At 40.8% G+C, this 25,279-nt stretch carries 20 protein-coding genes; 14 read left to right on the top strand and 6 right to left on the bottom strand.

Annotated elements, in window-relative coordinates:
* The first annotated feature begins 491 nt into the window (after positions 1–491).
* The gene (locus tag KK060_RS14075; protein WP_254154392.1) at positions 492–1,646 is read left to right on the top strand and encodes a sensor histidine kinase; all 1,155 of its coding nucleotides are present in this window, start codon (positions 492–494) and stop codon (positions 1,644–1,646) included.
* A gap of 53 nt (positions 1,647–1,699) precedes the next feature.
* Here KK060_RS14075 and KK060_RS14070 read toward each other — a convergent pair whose 3' ends face one another.
* Both KK060_RS14070 and KK060_RS14065 read right to left on the bottom strand, forming a co-directional pair.
* Positions 1,700–2,629: an SDR family NAD(P)-dependent oxidoreductase gene (locus tag KK060_RS14070; protein WP_254154391.1), complete on the bottom strand. Its 930-nt coding sequence runs from the start codon at positions 2,627–2,629 to the stop codon at positions 1,700–1,702.
* A gap of 434 nt (positions 2,630–3,063) precedes the next feature.
* Positions 3,064–4,041, bottom strand: a complete 978-nt coding sequence (locus KK060_RS14065; RefSeq protein WP_254154390.1) for a hypothetical protein — start codon at positions 4,039–4,041, stop codon at positions 3,064–3,066.
* 236 nt (positions 4,042–4,277) lie between these two features.
* Here KK060_RS14065 and KK060_RS14060 point away from each other — a divergent pair, with 236 nt between their 5' ends.
* Both KK060_RS14060 and KK060_RS14055 read left to right on the top strand, forming a co-directional pair.
* On the top strand, positions 4,278–4,652 hold the full coding sequence (locus KK060_RS14060; protein ID WP_254154389.1) for a hypothetical protein: 375 nt from the start codon (positions 4,278–4,280) through the stop codon (positions 4,650–4,652).
* Positions 4,653–4,659: 7 nt separating this feature from the next.
* Positions 4,660–5,565: a CE1 family esterase gene (locus KK060_RS14055; protein WP_254154388.1), complete on the top strand. Its 906-nt coding sequence runs from the start codon at positions 4,660–4,662 to the stop codon at positions 5,563–5,565.
* A gap of 51 nt (positions 5,566–5,616) precedes the next feature.
* Here KK060_RS14055 and KK060_RS14050 read toward each other — a convergent pair whose 3' ends face one another.
* On the bottom strand, positions 5,617–6,051 hold the full coding sequence (locus tag KK060_RS14050) for a LytR/AlgR family response regulator transcription factor (protein WP_254154387.1): 435 nt from the start codon (positions 6,049–6,051) through the stop codon (positions 5,617–5,619).
* 336 nt (positions 6,052–6,387) lie between these two features.
* Between KK060_RS14050 and KK060_RS14045 the strand changes: the two genes are divergently transcribed.
* Positions 6,388–6,594: a hypothetical protein gene (locus KK060_RS14045; RefSeq protein ID WP_254154386.1), complete on the top strand. Its 207-nt coding sequence runs from the start codon at positions 6,388–6,390 to the stop codon at positions 6,592–6,594.
* 647 nt (positions 6,595–7,241) lie between these two features.
* Here KK060_RS14045 and KK060_RS14040 read toward each other — a convergent pair.
* Complete coding sequence (locus KK060_RS14040) at positions 7,242–8,168, bottom strand: ribose-phosphate diphosphokinase (RefSeq protein WP_254154385.1); 927 nt, start codon at positions 8,166–8,168, stop codon at positions 7,242–7,244.
* Positions 8,169–8,418: 250 nt separating this feature from the next.
* Here KK060_RS14040 and KK060_RS25355 point away from each other — a divergent pair, with 250 nt between their 5' ends.
* The 9 genes from KK060_RS25355 to KK060_RS13995 all read left to right on the top strand — a co-directional run bounded on the left by KK060_RS25355 (position 8,419) and on the right by KK060_RS13995 (position 17,464).
* The gene (locus KK060_RS25355) at positions 8,419–9,120 is read left to right on the top strand and encodes a DUF8692 domain-containing protein (RefSeq protein ID WP_496196142.1); all 702 of its coding nucleotides are present in this window, start codon (positions 8,419–8,421) and stop codon (positions 9,118–9,120) included.
* A gap of 556 nt (positions 9,121–9,676) precedes the next feature.
* Positions 9,677–10,057, top strand: a complete 381-nt coding sequence (locus KK060_RS14030; protein WP_254154383.1) for a hypothetical protein — start codon at positions 9,677–9,679, stop codon at positions 10,055–10,057.
* A gap of 112 nt (positions 10,058–10,169) precedes the next feature.
* Entirely contained in the window at positions 10,170–10,952 is a 783-nt protein-coding gene (locus tag KK060_RS14025; RefSeq protein WP_254154382.1) for an MbnP family protein, read from the top strand.
* Positions 10,933–12,021 (top strand): cytochrome-c peroxidase, encoded by a 1,089-nt coding sequence (locus tag KK060_RS14020; protein ID WP_254154381.1) that lies wholly within the window; start codon positions 10,933–10,935, stop codon positions 12,019–12,021. Before KK060_RS14025 ends, KK060_RS14020 begins: the two co-directional genes overlap by 20 nt.
* 2 nt (positions 12,022–12,023) lie before the next feature.
* Entirely contained in the window at positions 12,024–12,926 is a 903-nt protein-coding gene (locus KK060_RS14015; protein WP_254154380.1) for a transporter family protein, read from the top strand.
* 337 nt (positions 12,927–13,263) lie between these two features.
* A complete protein-coding gene (locus KK060_RS14010; protein WP_254154379.1) occupies positions 13,264–13,629 on the top strand; it encodes a DUF4180 domain-containing protein in 366 nt (121 codons plus the stop codon).
* Between the two features lie 106 nt (positions 13,630–13,735).
* Entirely contained in the window at positions 13,736–14,815 is a 1,080-nt protein-coding gene (locus tag KK060_RS14005) for a sensor histidine kinase (protein WP_254154378.1), read from the top strand.
* Entirely contained in the window at positions 14,808–15,503 is a 696-nt protein-coding gene (locus KK060_RS14000; protein ID WP_254154377.1) for a response regulator, read from the top strand. Before KK060_RS14005 ends, KK060_RS14000 begins: the two co-directional genes overlap by 8 nt.
* 14 nt (positions 15,504–15,517) lie before the next feature.
* Positions 15,518–17,464, top strand: a complete 1,947-nt coding sequence (locus KK060_RS13995) for a KUP/HAK/KT family potassium transporter (protein ID WP_254154376.1) — start codon at positions 15,518–15,520, stop codon at positions 17,462–17,464.
* Positions 17,465–17,537: 73 nt separating this feature from the next.
* Here the strand turns inward: KK060_RS13995 and KK060_RS13990 are convergent, their stop codons facing one another.
* A complete protein-coding gene (locus tag KK060_RS13990; protein ID WP_254154375.1) occupies positions 17,538–20,090 on the bottom strand; it encodes a cation-translocating P-type ATPase in 2,553 nt (850 codons plus the stop codon).
* A gap of 322 nt (positions 20,091–20,412) precedes the next feature.
* Here KK060_RS13990 and KK060_RS13985 point away from each other — a divergent pair, with 322 nt between their 5' ends.
* A complete protein-coding gene (locus tag KK060_RS13985) occupies positions 20,413–23,388 on the top strand; it encodes an ELWxxDGT repeat protein (RefSeq protein ID WP_254154374.1) in 2,976 nt (991 codons plus the stop codon).
* A gap of 92 nt (positions 23,389–23,480) precedes the next feature.
* Here the strand turns inward: KK060_RS13985 and KK060_RS13980 are convergent, their stop codons facing one another.
* The gene (locus tag KK060_RS13980; RefSeq protein WP_254154373.1) at positions 23,481–24,719 is read right to left on the bottom strand and encodes a nucleoside permease; all 1,239 of its coding nucleotides are present in this window, start codon (positions 24,717–24,719) and stop codon (positions 23,481–23,483) included.
* Positions 24,720–25,279: the final 560 nt, after the last annotated feature.

The raw sequence follows: 25,279 nt of genomic DNA, 5'->3' as shown, positions 1-25,279 counted from the left end.
ATTAATTTTTACCTCTGAACTGACTGGATTTTTTAAAAAAAAATAAAGAACTCCTTTCCTTCAAATCAATCCAAGTCAGCAATCTTAGGTGGTGGTTCTAAACACCTAGCCCTCCGGCCTTATAATAAAAATAAGTATCTGCGACTCTTACGTAACTATCTGACCCCCCTCCTCATTACCAGAGCGAATAAGCAAAGCGTACGTACAATACCTCCCTCGTATAACTGGCCAAGCGCTTTCCCAAAGCTATACTGTGCATAGACGGCCTCATGAAGTTGTGGTAACATATACACTCGGCTTGACTTGTGGGGCATAGCTTAGTCGCCTTGCATACACTTGTTACGTTATTTTTATTGCGGGGAAGACCGCTTTTACAACTTCAAATAACATTATGACTATAAAATTTAAATTTTTCTCGCCTGGTAAAAATCATGCCCTGCATTAATACCATTTAAATTTATCTTATTTGTTTCTTGCTATTTTGCCCAAATATGGCTCTGACACAACCTATTCAAATAGAAGAACAATTCAGAATAATGGCTGATACGGCCCCAGTGATGATCTGGATCTCAGGAACGGACAAGCAGTGTTACTTTTTCAACGAGGGATGGCTGAGGTTTACCGGAAAAACTATGGAACAAGAGTACGGAAATGGCTGGGCTGAAGGGGTTCATCCCGATGATTTGAACAGGTGCCTGGAGATTTATATTACATCGTTTGATAAGAGAGTTGAATTTAAGATGGATTATCGCCTTAAAAGGCACGATGGTATCTATCGGTGGATTTTAGATCATGGCGTACCCAGGTATACCTCTACTGGCGATTTTGCAGGATATATTGGGTCTTGCATTGATATTAACGACAAAAAGCAGGCAGAAGAGCAACTAGAACATATAGTAGAAAGAAGAACCGAGGAACTTAAGCAAGCAATCACAGAATCAAAACGATCGAACCAGGAGTTGGAGCAATTTGCTTACGCTTCTTCTCATGATATGAAAGAACCGATAAGGAAAATCCTTGTTTACAGCGATTTACTTTTATCTAAGCCACATGAAGCGGTAAAGTTTGTTGACAAGATTAAAGATGCGGCAAATCGGATGAATGTGCTCATCAATGAATTGCTTGATCTTTCGAAGGTAAGGAAGGATGAGACGCTTTTTACAACTACTGACCTGAATGGTGTATTAGAGGACGTTAAAAAGGATCTTGAATTAGAAATCCAGGAACGGGGAGTCTTGCTACAATCGGAATACCTGCCTACCATCAGGTGTATCCGGGAACAAATCAGACAGTTATTTTTCAACCTTATTAGTAATTCTATAAAGTACAGCAAGAAAAATGTGACTCCTGATATTAGCATAAAGTCATCTGTCGTAGAAGGATCAACACTTCCCTACGAAAATCTTCGCCGGGATACATCTTATTTATTCTTGCGCTTTTCAGATAACGGTATTGGATTCGAGTCGAAGCAATCAGAACAAATATTCGCAATTTTTCAAAGACTGCATCGCAGGGATGAATACCCTGGAACAGGCGTTGGCCTGGCGCTATGCAAGAAGGTAGTGGCCAATCACAATGGACATATTTATGCTACATCTGCGGTTGACGTTGGATCGGTATTTCATGTGTTGTTACCGATTACTTAAAATAAAGAGCCCCTTTGCAGAACATCCAGTCTATTGAGGAAATTCCTCGGCCTTTACACTTTAGCAGTTTCTGTTATTTCATCAATCAAAGAAGTTGCTTTGTTTTTGTTACTCACATACCAAAGGCTGGCGCCGAGTCCTGCCAGCAAAAGTGTAGATAAAACAGGAAGCGTAAGTGACTTTGACTTGCTGTCAGTATCGTCCTGTTCTTTGGACATCATCCGGATTTGCTCCGCCTTTAAGGTATCCGGCATCATGTGGCTCATACCAACCATTGTCTTGTTTTTGAGTCCGGATACAATTTTGTCTTTACCTTTCATTAAAGCCTCAAACCCATCTTTTGCAACTTTTGCAGGATCAGCCATTTTACTTTTGTCTTCGACAAGTTTCGAATTTTGCGCTCCTGCCTTATTGAAGAAGTCGGTATCAGTAACACCAGGTTGAAGTGCCGTAATGGTTACATCTGTATCTTTCAATTCGTTAACAAGCGCTTCTGTAAATGACAGCACGTATGATTTAGTAGCGTGATATACGGATTGGTATGGACCTGGGAAATTTGATCCAATAGAAGCGAGTTGCAGTATCTTGCCTTGATTTCTCGCAACCATGTCTTTCAAGAAGAGATGGGTAAGCGCAGTTAGCGAAGCAATATTCAGCTGAATAATACTTAGCTGTCTTTCAATATCGGTATCGATAAACGTTCCGTATTCTCCCTGGCCGGCATTGTTTACTAAAATATCGACAGTAAGGCCTTTTGATTTGATCTCTTCATATAACTCGAAGGGCGCTTTGGGTTCAAAAAGATCTTTGATCATTGGAAATACAGCCACGCCTTCACTTTCAAACTCCGCCGCGGCTTTGTTCAGATCGCCTTCAGCGCGAGCAACTATAATCAGATTATGGCCATTCTTTGCAAACAGCTTTGCCAATTCGTAACCAATGCCAGTGCTGGCTCCTGTTACCAATACATATCGATTTTCCATCAGGTGTCTCTGTTGTTTAACCGCGAGGCGAATAAACACATGCCAGGAAAAAGATTACCTGATCGAAAGAGCGGCTCATACAGCAATTCCTTATCCTAAATTCATTTTTCGCAAGGAAAAAATGCCATGAAAAGAATATGCCTCCATGTGCTTTTGTTTAAATTAATTTATTACTACCCTGATAAAAGTTATGTTGCAAGAAGCAGTTGAAAGCAATAACGGACGAGCTACTTGTAGAGCAGGTTGAAATATCAGTATAAAAATCCACTTTTACCAAGCAGTTGATTATCTACTTCACTTTGTCTTTGATGATGTACCGGGCAGGCAGAGAAGAAAAGCAGCACGTACCTGCAACCCCCTTGTATTGGATTCCATGTTGCTTCTTCTTCTTCCGGCTGTTATCTTCTCTGCATTGATTTGGAAGAATTAACACGTTATGAATAAAAGATTGATGCAATACCCTTTCGATTGAGTACCGATTTGTTAGTCATCGGGTCGTACCTGAACACCTTTTTTCCATCCTTATGAACAACTATCCTGAAAGGCTGTTTAAGTCGTTGTGTGAGGTGATAAACCGTTATATACTCGGCGAGGTCTTCATGCCAGCTGCTGGAGCTGTACAAAGACAGAAGCGGCGTAGTCTTTAATAGTGTATATAGTTTAACGGCATTTTTTACGGAAGTTGCTTCACCTCCGCGCCTGAACCCATTTTTTAAAAACAGCGAATCATTAATTGCTTTTGTAAATACCGTTCTCTCCTGCCAGACACCTTTGGTAAATGAAAACGCAGATGAATCGGGCTTTGTATTTTGCTTCTTATCTGCGAGTAACCCGAGCGAGCCATCAACCACATGTGTACCTTCATGAATAAGGACGTACAGGAAAGCCGGGAGGTCTCCTCCTTCCATCGTTATGGAATACGATGAGTCATCATAAATGAATGTTTTACGTTCCTTTTCAGTGAGCCATTCAGAAGCAGTTTGATGAAGAATGCCTGCCCTGAATGCTATATGAAAGGTCTTAAATTCATCGTCCGGGTTTAGCGTTGACGTGAGTGCCGTGTTCGGCATGTTGTCGAGGAAGCTTATGCTCTTCAAATGCTCCTTCAATATTTTTTTGTGTAATGGTGGCAGTTTTGAAAATGCCTCCGTAACTATAGCCTGCTCCTTCAACGTTAATTTATGCTCTTCGGGGTGCATTCCTGCCTTTTGAAAAAGTTCGATAACATCCGCAGGTGTTTTGCTTACCAAGGCCAGGAAATCCCATTCCTGATTGCACTTATTAATTCTGCTATTATGTTTATCACTGGATGCTGATTCTTTTTTATCTATTTGTGCATACAGACTGAACGGCAACAAAAACGCTAACACAATGCATTGAAGAAGAGAATAGGGATACTTTTTTTCTTTCATGTAGAAATTTTTGGTTGCAATTTAATCTTAAAGTTTAATCCCGTATCACGTATAGTCAATACTTCAAAAGAAAGGTCGAATGTCCTGTATCTAAAAAAAGTATCGCGGTATAAAATCGTGAAACCACGGAAAAATTCATTGCATAAGGAAGCCAGTTCAGGCGCTATTTTATTCGGTTCGCTTATCTTACTGCGCAATTCGTGATACATTCTCGTATCTAGTAGAAAAATATATTTATGACTGCAAAAAAACTATTTATTATCGCTACCCTATGTGTTACTGCTTTTGTAGTACAAGCTCAAAATCGTATGACGGAGGAGCAAAGGCAGGAAATGCGCGAACGTTACGAGCAATACAAAACAGCACTGAATCTTACTGAAGCGCAACAGTCACAAGTGGAAGCGATCAACCGTTCATTTTTCGAGGGATTAGCTGCGTTAAGGGCTTCTCCTGACAGCAGGCTTAGCAAATACAAAAAGTATAAAAGCTTGCGAGACGAAAAAGACGGTCGTATGAAGGAGGTGTTAGATGACGAACAGTACAAGAAATACCAGGATTTTCAAAAAGAGATGAAGGAGGAGTTTAAAGAAAACCGCCGAAGAAATCACTAGGACTACCATGAGAATATTTATCTTTTTACTACTCGCCATACTAACCTATAGCTCCTGCTCTGATGATGGTTCATCAGCGCAGGCACTTCGTCTTGAACAGTCAATTAAGGTACAAGGAATCGTACGTACATTCCTGATCAACTTGCCCGGAGACTATTATGATAACGACGCGGACCGCGCACTGGTGATCGGACTACATGGTGCGGGCGGAAGTGGTTTACAGTTTGAAAAAGACTATGAACTTCAAACAAAAGTAAATGGCGCGGGAGCTATTGCAGTATTTCCTGATGGTGTTAACAGTACGGGTCCGCTAAAACTGCGCTTTTGGAATGCAGGAAATTGCTGTGATTATTCTATGGAGCAAAACATTGATGACGTCGGTTTTATCAGAACGTTATTAACGCACCTCACCGACACCTACCGTATTGATGAGTCAAGAATTTTCGTAGCGGGTATGTCTAATGGAGGAATGTTTGCTTATCGACTCGCCTGTGAAATGTCCGAGCGCTTTGCCGCCATTGCTGTGGTAAGTGGAACCTTGATGGTGAGCGAGCCTTGTGATGCCACGACCCCTGTTCCTGTTCTTCACCTACATTCCATCAAGGATGAGAAGGTGCCGTTTGCTGGTGGCAAAGGACTTGGAGGTTACAACTACACACCCGTTGAACTTTCGGTGCAAACATGGTCTGCCATTAACGGTTGTGCACAACCGATGGCTGAAGAGGACTATGGTTTGTACTCCGTGTTTCGATCTGAGGGTTGTCTTGCTCCTGTTCAGCTCTATGTTACCGAGGACGGAGGCCATGCATGGCCGGGAAGTAAGAAAGCACGGCATGCCGCGGATGAGCCTTCTGTTGCCATAAATGGCAACGATGTGATCTGGAATTTTTTCTCAGAGCACGTTCACGAATAGTAATGTTTTTTCAGGCGTAGAAACGAACATATGTAGTGGCTACGCCTGAAACTACTCACCCATCATGAGCCAATTCTTAAATACGCCTACACGAGCCTTGCTTATGATAATAGGCTTATCAAAAGATGAGCAATTGAGTAAGAGCCGGCCATTGAAATAAACTTCCAAATCTTTTACAGCTTTGCGGTGAATAATGTGCTGGCGATTAACGCGAAAAAATGCGACCGGTGAAATAATGGCTTCCAATTCGTCAAGCGTCTGCGACATCATGTAATCCTCCTGCCCGAATGTACGCACGTGTATACCCACCTCAGTGATGTAGAAAAGTGCAATATCCTGAACCGGAAGAGGTAAAATCTTATGTTTTCTATGTACTAAGAAAGTCGAAATGCGAATAGCTGCTTCTCCCTGTTGTGTAGTCTTTTGCAAAAGGGATAAAGAAGCATGTGTATTCTCTTCCGTTAACAGCGTAGCCAATGAACTCATTTTTAGGAAATTTCAATTGTACAGTTTCGCCTGTTCTATTTTCTGAAGACTGGATATCTGAAGGGATTGTAATCCACTTCAAAGGATGTATTCACCCAGCCAGTTTCGTTGGCCTTAGACAATAGCCATGTGTAAAGGTTTAAATGGGAGACATTTCTTTTTGCTTCAGCAAAATGATGTATAGATGGCGGCTCCCCCTGATTCGCTCTCAAATCAAACTCACAACCTAAATCAATCATTATAACTGTGGCATTTTTCTACAATTGAACTACCGCTGGCATAAAAAATAAAACTTATTGTTGGCCCGAATATCTTTTATGATAAACTTTGCCGCACATGGATGTAGTCATTACAATTTTTAAAGCTGAGTTTAAGGGTAAGGCAGACCTCATGCAACTTCTCCATGCTATGGCGCAGATAAACGAAGTTGATGGTGCCTTAATCTGCAGTCCGCACACAGGAAAACTTTTTGATTTTTTAGGAATTCTGAAAGATCATAAAATTTCATACGGCACTCACTTCAATACGTCGAGAGAGAAGTAATTTTTGCAAAGATTTTTTCTATTCTCAAATCTCACCAGGTTTTAAACTAAAATTACCCGGGTGAAGAGCCTCGTACTTTAGAGCTTCCTATAGGTGTTGGCATATGATGGTTTAACAAAATTTATCCTACCAATTCAATGTTGGTTTTAGTCTCTAGTATAACGGTAATAACCGCTCCAACGCTTTATTAATTCTTCATCCAATTTTTGCTTCAAATGGAAAGCATCTCAGAATATAAACGGAAAGAACAAATGCGCTTGAGTAGAGTACAGAAGTATAAGAAGTTTGTATCATATCAGGTGTCTTATGCTCAACCAGATAAATGATTATATGCGCAGCACTTTTAGGAATAAGGATAAATGCAGTCATCAAATAAAAAAGGAGGACGAGATTAATGCTGCCAATTGTAAAGTGCGAGTACCTTTTTTGAATATACTGGTATCCTTGCATTAAATGTTTCTTTAATAAGCAAGTACTGAGTATAATTACGCTCGCCACAATAATTATATGTATTACAAAAGGTAAGTAGCCCATAAGTTCTTTTGATTAAAAGATACAACAGTTGTTACTTGAATGCAATAGCATAACAGAGCGATTAAGTGTCACCTAACCCTATATCATTAAAAGCATTTCGATTATACTTAGGATCAACCCAACTGGCTTAAGCTTCTGTTATTGATTAAATTCTCTATCGCTTTCGCAAGTAGCGGAGCACAACTCACAATTTTAATCTTGCTATCATCCAATGTGTCTCTTACCGTGTCTGAAATACAGATGTGTTTCAGCTGAGATCTTTGAATATTGTTTAATGCACTGCCACTCAGAACACCATGGGTACAGTAAGCCTGAACGGAAGTGGCGCCTTCTTCCATTAAAAGATCTGCCGCTTTACAGAGCGTACCTGCCGTATCTACAAGATCATCGATAATAACTACATTTTTACCTTTTACATCTCCAATAATCTCCATATGTGCTACCTGATTTGGCTTCAGCCGTTCTTTGTTAATAACAGCCATATCTGCTTCAATGAATTGCTTGTAAACTTTTAAACGTTTTATTCCACCGAAATCAGGACTACATAAACAAAGGTTTTCAAGGTTGGAAGACTTGATGGATTCAACAAAAAGCCTGTGAGAAGACAGGGGGTCGACAGGAATTTTATAGAAACCTTCGATAGCGTTTGTATGAAGCTCCAAGGTAATAATGCGATCAGCTCCCATTAATTGGATCATATCTGCAACAATGCGGGAAGCTATAGAAGTACGTTGACCATCGCGACGTTCCTGCCTGCTGTGAGGAAGGTAAGGAATAACGAGTACTACCTCTTTTGCTGATGATCTGCGTGCGGCATCTACTGCAAGGATGAGTTCAAAAAGATTTTCATAAGGCATATTTATCTTGGATATGATAAACAAGACCTGCCCCCTCACACTTTCATTAAACCGAACAAACAACTCACCATCAGAAAATTTCTCTGCGTGAATTTTATATAAAGGCTGCCCTAAATGATTAGCAATTTGTTCACCTAAATTTAATGCAGTAGAGGTAGCGTAAAGCTTAATGTTTGATTCCATTTTGTTCGTTAACAGGAGGTTCTTCGACCTCTCGAATTAATATCATTAAATAAAAATAACAGACCAAATATGGCATTTAATTTCTGGCCGCAGCGGACATGCAAGAATGATTATTTTATCTTTACATGACATGCAAACTTATTCTTCCTGTTATCGATAAGTAAGACTGGATAATAGGAAATTTACGAGTATCATTGGCACGACTGTTTACTTGTCTGTCACAGAACTTTTAAGCCGGTAATAGATTTTAATGATTCAAAAATCAGATTCGTATACTATGAGATTTCGGGGAGAGTCTTTCGTATTGACTGCGAGCCTTTCCTTCATTACACTTACCCTGCTCTTCATTAATCTCCATATAATTTATTTTAAACTAGCGCATGACTATACGTACTCGTTTGCAAAGCATTTTTATTTTGATCAACGCTTAAATATTCCCTTTTACTTTTCAATCTGTCTTTTGTTGATCTGCCTTTACTTCCTTTATAAAATCATGCGAATGCAATCACTGAAGCCACAACAACATGCTTTCTGGAAATTTCTTGGGATTACTTTTCTTCTTTTCTCTGTGGATGCCATGTTTGATCTACATTTTAGGATAAAAATGAGCACTTTCGGCAGGATAGCGAGTTACGATCAGCGGGCGCTGTCCCACTACTTGTGGATAATTCCTTACTTCCTCGTTTTTGGATTTTTGATCTTAAAGGTGATAATTTACTCATCCAGCATAGCTGTGAAGGTCAGAAGACAGATTGCCGTGGCTGCCTTACTTTTTCTTTTTGGTGCCGTTTTTCTGGAACTTGCCGGCACCTATTATTTTGTAGTTGAAGGAAAGCTGAATCTTTTGCTTATGTTGATAAAGACCGGAGAAAGCCTTTTTCAGATGATTGGCTCTATTTTATTTATCAACACCTTTTTATTCTATTACAACAGCCTGAAGAAAGAAGTATAAATGTTCCCATTTACAGGCGGGAGGGCCTATTGAAAAAAAAATTGTGCCTTTTAACCAGCATTTTGTCCTTAAATCACCATTTTTTCAATAGTTGATTAAAATTACTCAAAAAGGAGTATTGATAGCCTTATCAAATAGCCCTAGCTTTGATAAAGATTAGAAACAAAAAAAGCAGCGCATCCATCTGATGCCACTGCTTAAGTTGTACGGTAAAGACCCTCTCTAAAAAACCGTACGGACTATGGTTCAAAGTAAGTGTATTTTTCTAACCCTCGAAAGCATTTGCACTTAAACTTACATTGTTTCTGATCAAAAACAGGTAATAATCCTCCAGGATTCGGTTTCTGGGGGATTTTATTTTTGTCTTCCTCCCTTTTGTTTTTCAGGATACTTTCTGTTCATCCCGATATTCTACCAAAAATCATCCGCTTTTGAATCCTCTTGAGGAATTATCTTAACAATGACGAGCGAAATTACATTGAATAAAATCCGCCTTAAAAAATAATAATCTCAAGCAATTCAAAACCTTAACCTTCCGCATTAAATTGCAGCGAATATGAAAAGGGCTATTTGCTTGCTTATACTTTTAAGTATGGTGCTACATTGCGCTAGCAGGCTTGGCGTTCTTTCCTACCTTTATAATAAGCGGCATAACATCGCTTACAGTATTGGCCTGATCACCCAAGTACCTATTTCTATGTGTAATGGTGATTATTTTTCTAAACAGGCTCCCTTAACCATTGCTGATGCCGCGGACCACGATAAGCAAATGCCTCCTGCTCATTTTCCGACAGCGAACGAAATTATTCTTTTCGTTGAATCTTCGAACAAACCCTTCTCGTCACGGGTGAACGAACATCCATTAAAACACAATACCATTTCGTTAGAGGTTGCCTATGCGCCCCCTATCCTTACCATATTTCATCCTCCCGCTTAAGTAAGCATCCCTAAGTAATTTCTGTACTATTCAGTGCTAAGCACCTGAATTACGTACATACTGCCTCAACTTTTGAGGTCTTCCATACCTTATTCGCAAAAAAACAAGAACGATGAAAACCATTTATTTAATAAATATCATATTACTATCATTTTTAATGATGAGTTGCAGTGATGACGACGTCACTCCTGGCGAGAAAGGATCTATTGTGATTGAATTTGACAACCGTGTTGGCAACACAAACCTGGAATTGTATAAAGACTACATCAACACCAACGGAGAAACATTCAATCTTACAAAGCTCCATTATTATATCTCGAATATTGAACTCAGGGATATTAATGGAAAAGCATTTAAAGTACCACAGGATTCGAGTTACTTTCTTATTCTTGAAGATGATCCTGAATCACAAAAAGTAAGAATCAATAACATACCATCAGGCAGCTACAATGAAGTTACATTCACGATCGGTGTCGATTCATTACGAAGCACAATGGATATCAGCAAAAGAACGGGTGTGCTTGATCCTGCCCAGCCGCAGGATGGCATGTACTGGAGCTGGAACTCGGGCTACATCTTCTTTAAGATGGAAGGCATATCTCCTTCAGCACCTGCAGACCAGGAAAACAAATTCTACTACCACATCGGTGGCTTTGGTGGCTACAACTCCCCTACTCTTAATAATATCCGTAAGGCAACCATAAGCATGGGTAGTGCAAGGGCGGAGGTTAAATCAGGCAAAGTGCCCCAATTACACTTGCATGTCGACATACTGCAATTTTTTACTCCTTCAATAACAATAGCGGAACATCCTAACGTAATGTTTGCTGATTTCTCAAAGACCATTTCTGCTAACTATGTAAACATGTTTAAGTATGATCATGTACATAACTAAAAGAGCAATGCAGGTAATGGTAAACAGTTTATTGACGATGTTATTTATATCCTGTTTAGCCTGTACTCAAGACGAGCAGAATGAAGAGGACGTTATAAAAGATCCGGCACCTGTTAGGATTGATTTACCCTCCAATTTTCCCCCTGTCGTTTATGATTTAGGAAGTAACCCTGTTACTCAAGAAGGTATCGAACTCGGGAAAAAGATTTTTTACGACACAAGGCTTTCAAGGAACAACACCATCTCTTGCGGATTCTGCCACCAACAGCAAACTGCATTTACACATCATGGACATGATGTGAGTCATGGTATTGACGATAAGCTTGGAAGAAGAAATTCCCTTCCCATTCAAAACCTGTTATTCTACAAAACATTCTTTTGGGATGGGGGCGTTCACAACCTTGACCTTGTTGCACTAAATGCAATTACCAATGCCGTTGAAATGGATGAGAACGTACCCCACATACTGGCAAAACTCGAAAACGATGCAGCGTACAAAAAGATGTTTAAGGCGGCATTCAAATCAGAAGAGATAACAAGCACTAAATTTCTTCAGGCGCTATCACAATTTCTGGCAACTATGATCTCGGCTAACAGTACCTACGATATGTATATCCGCAAAGAACGGGGCGTTACATTGTCGGAGTCAGAATTAAAAGGCCTGGAATTATTTAAGCAAAAATGCGCGGGGTGCCATGCTACTGATCTTTTTACAGACCAGACGTATCGTAATAATGGTTTCAGCTCGCCTGCGGACCTTGGCCGGGATAGCGGACGCGAAGAGATAACACTTAACCCTGAAGATCGGGGGAAGTTTAAAGTACCCAGTTTGCGGAACGTGGAATACACTGCGCCTTATATGCACAATGGCAAACTTCAAACACTGGAAGAAGTGCTTAACTTCTATTCATCGGGTGTTCATGAGACACCCACGCTCGATTCTCTTCTTCGATCTGAGGAGAAACCAGGTATTCAACTTACAGCTACAGAAAAACAAAATATAATTGCTTTTCTAAAGACCTTAACTGATGAACAATATGTAGGTGACAGAAAATTCTCTGAATTCTAAATATGAAAAGATATATCTATACAACAATAATTATCCTCACTTTTACATCCGATGTTTTTGCATGTAATACTTGTGGATGTGGCGTTGCCAACTATCATTACGGAATTCTGCCGCAGTTCCAAAAAAACTTTTTAGGAATACGCTACCGATATCGCTCCTATGTATCTCAACTTGAAGAAGGACATTTTGCCCCATATTCATATGAAACTTTTCAAAGCACTGAACTATGGGGAAGATTCTATCCTGTAAATAGAATGCAGGTATTTCTATTTGTGCCCTTTAACTTTAACGAAAGGAAAGAAGGCGATAAGATCACACATCTTAATGGCTTGGGCGACATTGTAATAAGTGCCAATTACAACCTAATTAATACTTACGATAGTGCGGATACCCAATGGAAGCACAATCTTCTCATTGGTGGCGGAGTTAAACTCCCGACAGGGCAGTTTCAAAAAGTTGAAGATGGCTTAACAGTAAACCAAAACTTTCAATTGGGCACCGGAAGTACAGACCTGCTCTTCAATATCATTTATACATTGCGTTATAAAAAAGCAGGCCTTAATACCGAATTCACCTATAACTATAACACCACGAACCGTGATAAATACAGGTTTGGAAATACAACGCGAAGTAGCATAACGGCATTCTACGTTCCCACGACAGGAGGGTTTACCATAATGCCAAATGCAGGTGTAAGTATGGAAACTTTTCAAGACAACAGGCAGTACAACCAGCCCTTTGAAGACACCGGAGGATGGGCCATGTTTTACAACATGGGTGTAGAATCTTATTATCGCAATTTCGCTTTTGGCATCTCCTATACACATCCTGGAAAACAAAAGTTATTTAGTGAAAAGGTAACTGCCAATGACAGGGTTTCGGTTCACCTTACTTTTATGTTCTGACTTAAATTTTTTAATAAAAGATGAAACTATCACCATGGTTATCCGTTACTGCAAAAAACGAGTAATGAAATCCGGTCTAAACATGTCCATGAATAAATCTTGTCAGCAGATCTACGATAAGAAATGGTATACCAGGCCTGGAAGAAAATGTTATCAATAAATCAAATAAATAATAACATGAGCCCCGGGCAGTTTGTCCGGGGCTTTTGTTTTTAATACCCTTTATCAAATGCATTAAATATTTAAAGATATTATCCAGCTACACTGTACAGACGGTGTTAACTGTGCACGTAGTACAGAAATGCTGGATAACGGAATTATACAAGAAGCGAGTAGTATGACAACACAACACCAGATTCACGAACTCAATGGAGTAGCTATCGTAGAAATAGCAGATAAAACACTCGTTATAAGAGATGCGCAGCAATTTCTTGATGTTGTATTTAATCTGCCCTCAGATACTATTGTGCTTTATAAAGAGAACTTCGATGAGGGCTTTTTTAATTTAAGGACCGGGATTGCCGGGGAAATATTACAGAAAGCTGCCACTTACCGAAGGCGACTTGCTATCGTTGGAGACTTTACAATTTACGAAAGCAAGAGTCTCCGAGATTTCATTTACGAAAGTAATAAAGGGAACAGCATTGTATTTGTAAACACGCCAGAAGAGGCATTACGACGATTCAGCAGTGTTTTTCTTTAAGAACAGACAGAACGGAAATTATAGGGCTTTATAAATCTTTACAAGCATCCAGATCTTTATAAAATCTTTATAACATAAAGATTAATTTTGGGTATCAAAAGGCAAAGTGAAGCAATTCCTTTTCAAGACGGATACTCAAAAGCAGTTCATTATAACAATTACGGTAGTACTTAGTATTACTGTAATTGCTCTTTGCTTACATCATTTTATTGGATACCGAGTAGTTGCCTTTATGTTTCTGGTCGGCGTTTCCGTGCTGGCTATGTTTCTTGACATAGTTCCTGTGTTGTTGGCGGCTTTTCTCAGTGCATTGATCTGGGACTTCTTCTTTATACCCCCGCGGTTCACAATTACCGTAGGAACGCCCGAAGACCGACTTCATCTCCTTATGTATTTCATTGTGGCATTGATCAACGCCGTATTAACGAATAAAATCAGGCGGATGGAGAAATCGATACAAGACAAAGACGAAAAGGAGAAATCGGTACTCTTCTACAATACATTATTAAATTCATTATCACACGAACTCAGAACACCTATTACAACAATTATTGGTTCTACCGATAATCTACAGGCCAACTCTAACCAGCTATCCGAAAAAGACAAAGTTGAGCTTATCAGCGAAATCTCTATTGCAGCTATACGACTAAATCAACAGGTTGAGAACCTCCTTAATATGTCCAGGCTTGAATCTGGTATTATCCAGATAAAGAAAGACTGGTGTGACATCAGTGACCTCGTATATAAAACATTGCAACGGCTTGACTCTAATTTAGCGAAATACAGCGTTTCGGTAGAAATATCGGAACAGCTCCCATTGTTCAAGCTCGATTTTGGACTAATGGAACAAGTCATCTTCAACCTGATCCTTAATGTTACCCAACATACGCCTGAAGGCACCCGGATAATTATTCAAGCAGAATGTATTCATAATAAACTCATGTTATCCGTTACCGATAATGGCAATGGATTTAGGGAGAATGAAATACACAGAGCGTTTGAAAAGTTCTACAGACTTAAAGGTTCTCCAACAGGTGGAACCGGACTTGGTCTTTCCATCGTAAAAGGATTTATTGAAGCACACAATGGATCAATAACGCTGGAGAATCTATCTCAAGGCGGATCAAAATTTACTATTCTAATACCTACCGAGAAAAGTTTTGTAAACGGAATGCATAATGAATAGTCATTTGATTCTTATTATTGATGATGAGGTGCAGATCAGGAAATTGCTGACCATAACCCTTCACTCCCATAAATTCCAGGTGATTGAAGCTGCTTCAGGCAAGGAGGGGATAGCGCTTGTTTCAACAAAAGTACCGGACCTCGTGTTACTTGATTTGGGTTTGCCTGATGAGAGCGGTCATGTTATTCTTAAACACTTGCGTGAGTGGTACACTAATCCCATTATCATTATCTCCGTTCAAACCCACGAAGAAGATATCATTCAGGCACTCGATAATGGAGCCAATGACTACCTCGTAAAACCATTCAGAACCGGTGAGTTGCTGGCACGGATACGGTCTGCCTTGCGGAAGGCAGGAGGAGAACCTAATATTTCTGTCGCAGCCTTTACCGATCTCTCCATTGACTTTGCCAATCGAATTGTCAAGAAAAACAACATTGTAGTAAAACTTACAGCCACAGAATATGCGCTTTTGTCTCTGCTCGCCAGAAACGATGGAAAAGTTCTTACACATCAATATCTTCTTAAACAGATTTGGGGGTCATCGCACCAGAATGAATCTCAATACCTGCGTGTTTTCATCGCGCAGCTCAGAAAGAAAATTGAAAGTGATCCTAACAGGCCATCATACATTAACACAGAATCTGGTATAGGATACCGATTCACAGGAAACAAGACATTGCTATAGTAGAAGGAATACAAATGAACTCAGTTAATAGTAAAAACCATCAGCTCTCGGCAGCCGGAATTCTCATTGCACTTGGAATCATTTATGGCGACATCGGAACATCACCGATCTACACCATGAAATTTATTATTGGCAACAGACAAATAACGGAATCCCTTGTAGTCGGAGGAGTCTCTTGTGTTCTTTGGACGCTTACACTGATCACAACAATCAAATACATCTACCTAGCCCTGAATGCTGATAACAAAGGCGAGGGTGGAATTTTCGCACTTTATGCATTGGTTAGAAGATTCAAAGCAAGTTGGGTTATTTATCCCGCAATTATCGGATGTTGTACCCTGGTAGCCGATGGATTTATAACACCTGCGATAAGCGTGTCGTCAGCGGTGGAAGGGTTGAGATTAATTTATCCGGAGATTCCTACCACAAGCATTGTAGTGGCAATTCTGTTATGTGTTTTTGTATTTCAGCAATTTGGTTCTTCGGTAGTAGGGCGCACCTTTGGCCCCATCATGTCTGCCTGGTTTATCACGCTGGCTATCCTTGGATTGAATCAGTTGTTGCAAAATCCCATTATACTTAAAGCTATTAATCCCGTCTACGCATATAATTTAATTATACATTCTCCAGGAGGTTTTGTTTTACTAAGCGGAGTATTTCTATGTACAACAGGGGCAGAAGCGCTTTACTCAGACCTCGGGCACTGTGGCAAAGAAAACATCAGGGTAAGCTGGGGCTTCGTAAAAATATGCCTGCTTTTAAATTACTTCGGCCAGGGTGCGTGGCTTTTAAAGCAGCAAGGGCAACAACTGGGAGATTATATTCCCTTCTATGCTATCATGCCCGAATGGTTTTTGATCTTTGGAATAATCATAGCCACAATGGCTACAATTATTGCAAGCCAGGCCCTGATTTCAGGAACGTTCTCGCTCATCAGCGAAGCAATGAAGTTGAAGCTATGGCCAATATCGCGGGTCAGATATCCAAGCGAGTCAATGGGACAAATGTATATACCGGTAATGAACTGGACCTTGATGATCGGAAGCATCCTTGTTGTATGGATTTTCGAGGAGTCATCAGCTATGGAAGGTGCATATGGTCTTGCCATCACGGTAAACATGCTTATGACTACTTCTCTGCTTGTATACTATTTTACTACTGTTAAAAAATCAACCTTCCGATCATTCCTTCTTGCCTGCATGTTCTTTACGCTGGAAGGTTTATTCCTTGCCTCCAACCTTCACAAGTTCGAACACGGCGGATGGTTCACCTTTCTGATCGCTTTCATGTTCTTCGTACTCATGTTCATTTTCCTGAAAGCAAGAATGTTAAGACAAAGGCATACAGAGTTTGTAGACTTACGTCACTATGAAGGAATGCTCAAGGATCTGCAACAGGATACAGCCGTACCCAAAGAAGCTACTAACCTGGTCTACCTGTCTGTTGCAGACAGCAGAAGATACATCGACTCCAACATTATCTACTCGATATTTAAGAAAAGACCGAAACGCGCAGATGTATACTGGTTTCTTCATGTAGATACAATAGATAGTCCTTTCGCCAGTAAATACAAAGTTGATACGATCATCCCGCAGAAGGCGTTCTTCGTCAGCATTAAACTCGGATTCAAAACACCTCACCGGGTAAATGCGCTCTTCAACAAAATCATACACGAGATGGCTGATAAAGGAGAGATTGATTTGATTAGTCCATATCCTTCATTGCGAAAACACTGCATGATGAGCGATTTCAAATTCATATCGCTTCATTCATGGGCATCCGCCGATAGTGAGATCTCAACATTTGAACGCTTTATCATTGCCGGATACAGAACGATTAAATCCTTCAGTTTATCAACTGAAGAGATGTATGGCCTTGAAGCAGCCAATATTGAGATCGAAAAGGTACCGATACTTGTTGGTCCTATTGCACGGGTAAGAATCAAACGGGAACTTGAATAAGCGACCTTAAATGACAGCAGGACTTGTATACCACTTTAAGTCAGAAACTTTATGTATAGGCAAGTACATATTTTTACGATCTCTTTATTCCCTTCTCAATTTCCACACCAATGAGAACTACAAGTGATATCAGGATACAAATAGCAAGTTCACTCAATGTTAAAGGTTGTGTTCTGAAAATTTTGTTCGCAAAAGGAAGATAAACAACACCCAGTTGCAACAATAAGGTGAGCACTACAGCACCCAACAGTGGTTTGTTACTGAATAAGCCTAACCTAAACAACGACCGCCTGTCACTTCGGATACCCATTACGTGTCCCAGTTGTGATATGGACAACACCGTAAACACCATCGTTTGCCAGTGTGGCATCTCCTGTTGAATAGCCCAGGCCTCAGTTCCTAATGTAACGACAGCCATTAAAAACCCCACCCACGCAATGTGAACACCAATACCATCAGAAAAAAGACTCTCACTTGACTTCCTGGGCCGTCTTCTCATGATGTCTTCTTCAGCACGTTCGCTTCCCAACGCTAAGCCCGGTAAGCCATCTGTAACAAGATTGATCCAGAGAATGTGAATCGGTAAAAGAGGTATAGGCAGCCCCAGGATAGGCGCAAGAAACATAGTCAGAATCTCCGCACTGTTGCAAGTCATAATGTACTTGACGAACTTGCGTATGTTATCATAGATGTGCCTTCCTTCTTTTACAGCCTTTACTATCGTCGCAAAGTTGTCGTCAAGCAATATCATGTCAGAAGACTCCTTACTTACATCAGTACCGGTTATGCCCATGGCTACGCCAATATCTGATGCCTTTAGTGAAGGTGCATCATTTACACCATCACCTGTCATGGATACAAAGTGGCCCTTTGCCTGCAATGCCTTTACAATTTTTAACTTCTGCTCAGGTGAAACCCTAGCATATACACGAATCTTTTCTACGTCTTTTTGAAATTCATCATCGCTCATGGACTGAAGTTCCTTTCCCGTTACTACCATATCACCATGAGACAGAATCCCCAGTTCCTTTGCTATTGCGGAAGCTGTTGCCGGATGATCTCCTGTAATCATTACCGTAGTAATTCCGGCGGTCTTACATTCCGCGATAGCAACTTTTACCTCCTCTCGCGGGGGATCGATCATGCCCACCAACCCTGCAAACACCAAATCTGTTTCAACTGCTTCTATCGTAAAAGGATCAGGCATAATGGAGACAATCTTATAGCCATAAGCCAGTACGCGCATTCCCTCTTTCGCCATGTCATCTGCCTGTGCAAGCATCAGGTTAGCATCACGCCGATCGGCAAGAATATTAGTTATTGATTCTATCGCGCCTTTACACGTTATCAAAAACCGGTTATCCAACCTGTGAACAGTAGTCATTAACTTCCGCTCGGAGTCAAAAGGAAGTTCTGCTATTCTTGGCAATTGATTTTGCAATTGAGCCAGATTATTATCTGACGATTTCTCTATGAAATATTCGATCAGTGCAATTTCAGTAGGATCACCGATTAACTTCCTTTCGTGTGATCTTTTAATATCATGATTTAAAGCGATACAGCATTCAAGCGCATCGAGATCATTAATTAAACCGGTGCGATAAGACTGGGAGCGCACCACTTTCATTTTATTCAGCGTGAGGGTTCCTGTCTTATCAGAACAAATAAAAGTTACAGATCCTAATGTCTCCACTGCAGATAATTTTCTGATCAACGCATTTTTACGCACGAGGCGCTTGGCTCCTGCAGCGAGCGCCACTGTTATCAGAGCAGGCAATGCTTCGGGAATGGCAGCAACCGCCAACGAAATGGATGTAAGCAGGAGATTCAGCGGCTCTTCTTTCATTAAATATCCAACTGCAAAAAACAGGATACAGATAAGAATTACCAGGTAAGAAAGCTTCCTGCCAAAATCAGCCATGCGCCTTTGCAAAGGAGTGGTCTCATCCTGCTGTTGGAGCATTTTAGCAATGGCGCCAATCTCTGTTCCCATTCCCGTAGCTACCACAATTCCCTTTGCACGTCCATTGGTAATGAGCGTACTTTTAAAAGCCATGTTCGCCCTGTCGCCCAGCGCAAGCTCCTCCTGCATTAAAGATTTCTGTGTTTTTTCTGCAGGTACTGATTCGCCTGTTAATGCAGATTCATTTACTTTAAGGGAATGCGCCTCCAACACCCTGATATCTGCAGGCACAACGTTGCCAGCTTCAAGTTCAATAATGTCGCCGGGTACCAACTCTGATGAAGGAAGGGTAATAAGCTTTCCGTCTCTCCTTACATGCGCCTGCAAAGCAGAAATTTTCTTCAGGGCTTCCATCGCTTTCTCAGCCTTATTCTCCTGAACAAAGCCAACAACTGCGTTGAGTACAACAATTACAGCAATGATAATTGTATCTGTTAAATCTCCTGCAACACCTGCAATAACAGCAGCAACCAGAAGAACAACAATCATAAAATCCTTAAACTGATTAAAGAAGATTTCTACCTGTGTTTTCCTCTTCTTTTCCTCCAGTTCATTAGCACCAACCTCACGAAGCTTTCGCCTTGCAAACTCTTCACTCAAGCCATCATTCGTTGATTCTAACTTTTGTAAGATATTATCTGTTTCCAATTGCCACCATCTCATGTACTATAAGTTTAAACGGTCTCTCGATATAAGGTACCAACTATAATTGCTCTTCTCATTAGTTATTTTGACTAATTATAATACCCGCATGGCACTAGCCCTACCGGCAACCTACACTTATAGACGAACTGATTTATATAAGGATAATGTGCGTTTTATATCGTCGAATGGCATGCACTTTTTCGGCTGTACTTGAGTCAGTCCTCTTTTTATCAACCATTAAATTATGCGAGCCGATCTTCACCCCTCTTTAGGTATTATCAGCACGAGACTGATTTAAACAATTGATAAGAAGGTACTCTTAAAACTCAAATTACTTATTATGAGAAAAAAACTACTCTCTCTCAATTTCAATGTTGCTAGTCCATTGAAAGGTTTTGCGCGCGTAACTGTCTTAAGCATCATTCTCATTTCATTCTTATCTGCTGATGTAATTGCCCAAGCGAAATTGCTGAAGAACCTAGGCGTTTTTGAAGAGCCTTACTACAACGAGTATTCCGAAATAATCAAGACAAACAACCTCTTCTACTTCATCAGCCATAACGAGCTTTGGAAAAGTGATGGCACTACTGCTAACACACAGGCATTAAAGAAATTCAACTCCATTGCTAAGCTTACTGCTGTAGGTAACAGGGTTTACTTTATTGCAGACGACGGGAGCAGTGGTACAGAACTATGGAGAAGTGATGGCACACCTTCCAGTACCGTACGAATAAGAGATATTGTTCCCGGTGCTGGCAGTTCATCGCCCTACAACCTCACGGCTGCCGATGGTATTCTTTTCTTTGTTGCCAATAACAATGTCAATGGGAATGAGCTTTGGAAAAGCAATGGAACAGCCGCCGGAACTGTATTGGTTAAAGATATTCTGAAAGTATCAGGAAGTAGTAAGCCGGAAAATCTGACCAATGTAAACGGTACCATTTATTTTTCAGCAAGCGATGGGCAAAATGGCTACGAACTTTGGAAGTCTAATGGCACAGCCGCGGGTACTGTGATGGTAAAAGATATAAGAACAGGTCACAAGGTTAGCAGTTCCCCTCACAATTTTGTTAACGTAAACGGTACTTTGTTCTTTGCTGCTACAGACAATTCTTCGGGTAGCGAGCTTTGGAAAAGCAATGGGACGGCGGCAGGTACTGTTCGCGTTAAAGATATCCGCTCAGGAGCCACCAGTTCTGGCATCAGGAATACGACCGACGTTAACGGAACACTGTTCTTTACGGCCAGTGATGGGATCACCGGCGAAGAGCTTTGGAAAAGTGATGGAACGGACCAAGGCACTGTTCTGGTAAAAGATATGAACCCCGGCAGAGGTGGGAGTAACAGCACAGATCCCTTTAATCTGCCTATGGGTAAATTCAAGAACATTAATGGAATACTATATTTCATAGCCTCTAAGGGAAATACTGACTATATCTACCGCAGCGATGGCACAGAAGCGGGTACCTTTCCTATAACTATTGCCCGAGGTGCTAACATCAACCCACCAGATCCTGACTTCACCTATCTCAACGGAAAAGTGTACTTCATGAATCAGATGAGTAATGACTATCATGATTTTTACCTGATGTCAATGGACTACAACGGAACTACGCCAATTAGAATAAAAAGATTTTTACTATCTGATGACTATTACACCAACTACCACCAGGAAATGATCGCCTTCAACAATTCGCTGTATACTTATGGCAGGCTATATGATGAAGAGTCAGGCGAAGAGAACGTGTACAAATTAATAAAGTCAGATGGAACATCAGAAGGTACTGTTATTCTTAAAGATGCCTTTGTCTCTACTTTTGGAAGCGATCCCAGAGAAATGGTTTCTCTTAGTAATAAATATGTTTTTATAAAGGGGGCTGGTTACATGTCTGATGTAAAACATATCTGGGCAACCGATGGAACAACTGCCGGAACACGTGAGCTTGCGCAGACGGATTACGAACACGAGTGGGCTATAGTTGGTGATTTGCTCTACTATACTGCGCTGGGATTTGTAAACGGACATTGGAGCTGGCAGCTATGGAAAACAAAAGGGACACAAGCTACGACTAAGGTAGTGATAGATGATAACGGAGGAATAGTTTTAAACTTCCCCCGTGATATGACCGCTGTCGGAAATGCCCTATTCTATCACGACAACGAAGGAGGAATTTGGAAGAGCGAAGCACAGGGAGAAGGACATATTACAGGCAGGTTGAGGAAATTTGACCAGGTACATGATATCAATAACGCTGGGGGTACAGCCTTTCTCATTGTTACCAATGCCGGCCGATTGGAACTTTGGAAAACCACGCCAACAACTGTGGTAAAAGTAAAAACACTGCCCGGCAGTGTGCGTGCAGGCGTTATACCTGCTACGAGTATTGGCAATATCTCATATTTTACATTAAGCAATCCTTCTATTGGCGGCGATGAAGTATGGAGAAGCGATGGTACTGCTTCCGGCACTTTTAAAATGACCAACCTTAGTGAAGGTGAGCTGGGTGTTTTAGATGTCCATAAGATGGGCTCCTACCAGGGTCAGTTATATGTAGGGTCAGGTAACAATATGGGAACGGGCACACTATACAAAGCAACGGGTAGTGCAACACTCGAACGCTTTTATAACTTCAACGGCAAGCCCGATTTAATGGTGGAGCACAACGGAAGGCTTATTGTATTTCCTTTTGCAAATGAATACAACAACTACCACGAAGTTTGGTCAACAGATGGAACTGAAAATGGCACAGTACAAATGAATTTGATGTATTTGAATTTCGGTCAGTTTTGGGAGACACCAATCGCATATGCCATCATCGGCGATGCAATGTTCTTTGGGTCCGAATACTCAAGTAGCTTATGGAAAACCGATGGTATTTGTGCCGAACCAGTTCCTACAGGTAAGGTGGTTGCTTTTGGTATGGCGCCATTAGGTAATCATCTCATATTCGGTTCCCGAGATAATTATACAGGTTATGAGCCATACATATATGAGAATATTCCCACCAGTTCACCTTGTACTGAAACGCTTGCTCTAATGGATGTTACGCTACAACAAGAGGCAACAACATCTCCAATCTTTACCCCTTATCCTAATCCTTTTACCAATCAGTTTACATTGCGCATAGAAGGCAAGGATGATGAGGTGGCAGAAATTCAGGTATATAGTGCTACAGGTCTTCCGGTAGATCAACTAAAGGATATCAGAACGAACACTGAATATACCGATATAGGGGCCAACTGGCCGAAGGGGATGTATATTGTAAAGATCAATAAGGGGGGCACGATTTCCTCCCATACGATAGTTAAGAAATAAAACTACCCAATCCGCTCTATGCAAGAAGCTGTCTCAAAGGTCTATTGTCATTGCAGTACTTTTTAGACTTTTGTGACAGCCTCTTAAGTAGATCAAATAGTACTCGCCAGGGTTTCCTTTTCCTTGTACCTGAAAACAAAAGGGAAAACAAGTGCCAGTATCAGTGCATAACCTGCAAAAGAAAGCCAGATATTCTGCCAGTCCCTGGCCCCTCCTGTAGTAAAGTAATCTACAACCCAGCCACTGATGGTGCCACCTACAAATGCTCCAATACCATTGGTCATCAGCATAAACAAACCTTGTGCGCTTGAAAGAATAGAACCATGTGCTTCCTGTCTCACAAACAGTGATCCAGAGATATTAAAAAAGTCGAAGGCCATACCATAGATGATCATTGACATCACCAACAGCACGAATCCTTCTCCTGGATTGCCAAAAGCAAAGAGTCCGAATCGTAACACCCACGCAACCATACTCATCAACATCACCTGTTTAATACCGAAGCGCTTCAGAAAAAACGGTATCGTAAGAATAAACAGTGTCTCCGAAATCTGTGAAACGGACATTAATATACTTGGATGTTTAACGGCAAATGAATCAGGGTAAGAAGAAGCGAAGTCATGTAAAAAGGCTTCGCCAAAAGTATTGGTGATCTGAAGTGCAGCTCCAAGGAACATCGCAAAAATAAAGAATACCGCCATCCTGCTTCTTTTGAAAAGAACAAAAGCGTCCAACCCAAGTCTTGCAGAAAAGGAACCTGCTCCTCTTACTTTAGATGGAGGACATGCCGGCAATGTAAAAGCGTAGAATCCCAGTACAAGGCCCGCTGCAGCACTCACGTACAATTGAACGGGACTAAGGGTCCATTTTCCCAGGTCAATCACCCACATGGCTGCAACAAATCCCACGGTTCCCCAAACGCGGATTCCAGGAAAAAACTTAACTACATCTATTTGCTGGCTGTGAAGTACAGCGTACGAAACTGAATTGTTTAACGCAATCGTCGGCATATAAAACATGGAGTTAAGCAACATCACCAGATACATTGTTGGATAATCCTTTACCTGGGCAGCGAAAAGCAAGAGAATTGCGCCTATAATATGACAAATACCCAAAACCCTTTCTGCATTCATCCACCGGTCTGCTATAATGCCCATTACAGGGGGCATAAACAACGAAGCTACACCCATGGTAGCATAAATACTACCCACTTCAGATCCTGAAAACTTCAGTGTTACGATCATATAGCCGCCTAACGAAATCAACCACGCTCCCCAAACGAAGAATTCAAGAAAATTCATTACGGTAAGGCGTATCTTCAGATTACTCATGTATTTGGTTTAGGATTGTAAGTCTATGCGTTCTGCATATTGCAGCAAAATAACACTTACTTTCTTAGTTTTTTTATTTTAGTAATACATTAAAGTGCCGGCAACCAGATTATAGAAAGCAATCTTGTCGAGCAATGCTGATTCGTAAAATAAAAAAGTCCTTCTCTGTTCAGGAGAGGGACTAAGCATACACGACTCGTCTTCACATAAGCAGGTCCTTTCCAATTCTTCCACCAAATCTCTCCGTGAGAGAGTTTCCTTTATCAATTCCCCTTTTTGAATTAAATCAATTTTAAACTTACAATCGCTGTAAGAGATTTAAGTCAAAACGAGGTTGGTGCAGAGAGTAAACTGCAGGCCTTCTTTTTCTTCAATAATTTCTTCAAATTATTTCGGTGACAGTTTGACAGATATCAGATCCGTTCTTACCGATGACTTGTTGATTGCTTGTAGTCGGCTGAAAAAGGATTCTTTAATCATCCTTTAATGGCAATCTGCTTTCAACTTAAAAACCAGATTTGTAAAGTTGCGGTATGAAAAAAACTGTAAATTTCCCTTAC

Origin of the sequence: Chryseosolibacter indicum (genome assembly GCF_018598585.1) — a bacterium.
Lineage (GTDB): Bacteria > Bacteroidota > Bacteroidia > Cytophagales > Cyclobacteriaceae > Chryseosolibacter > Chryseosolibacter indicus.
Note: the sequence above shows the minus strand (reverse complement) of the source record. Positions and strands in the feature narration are given on the sequence as shown.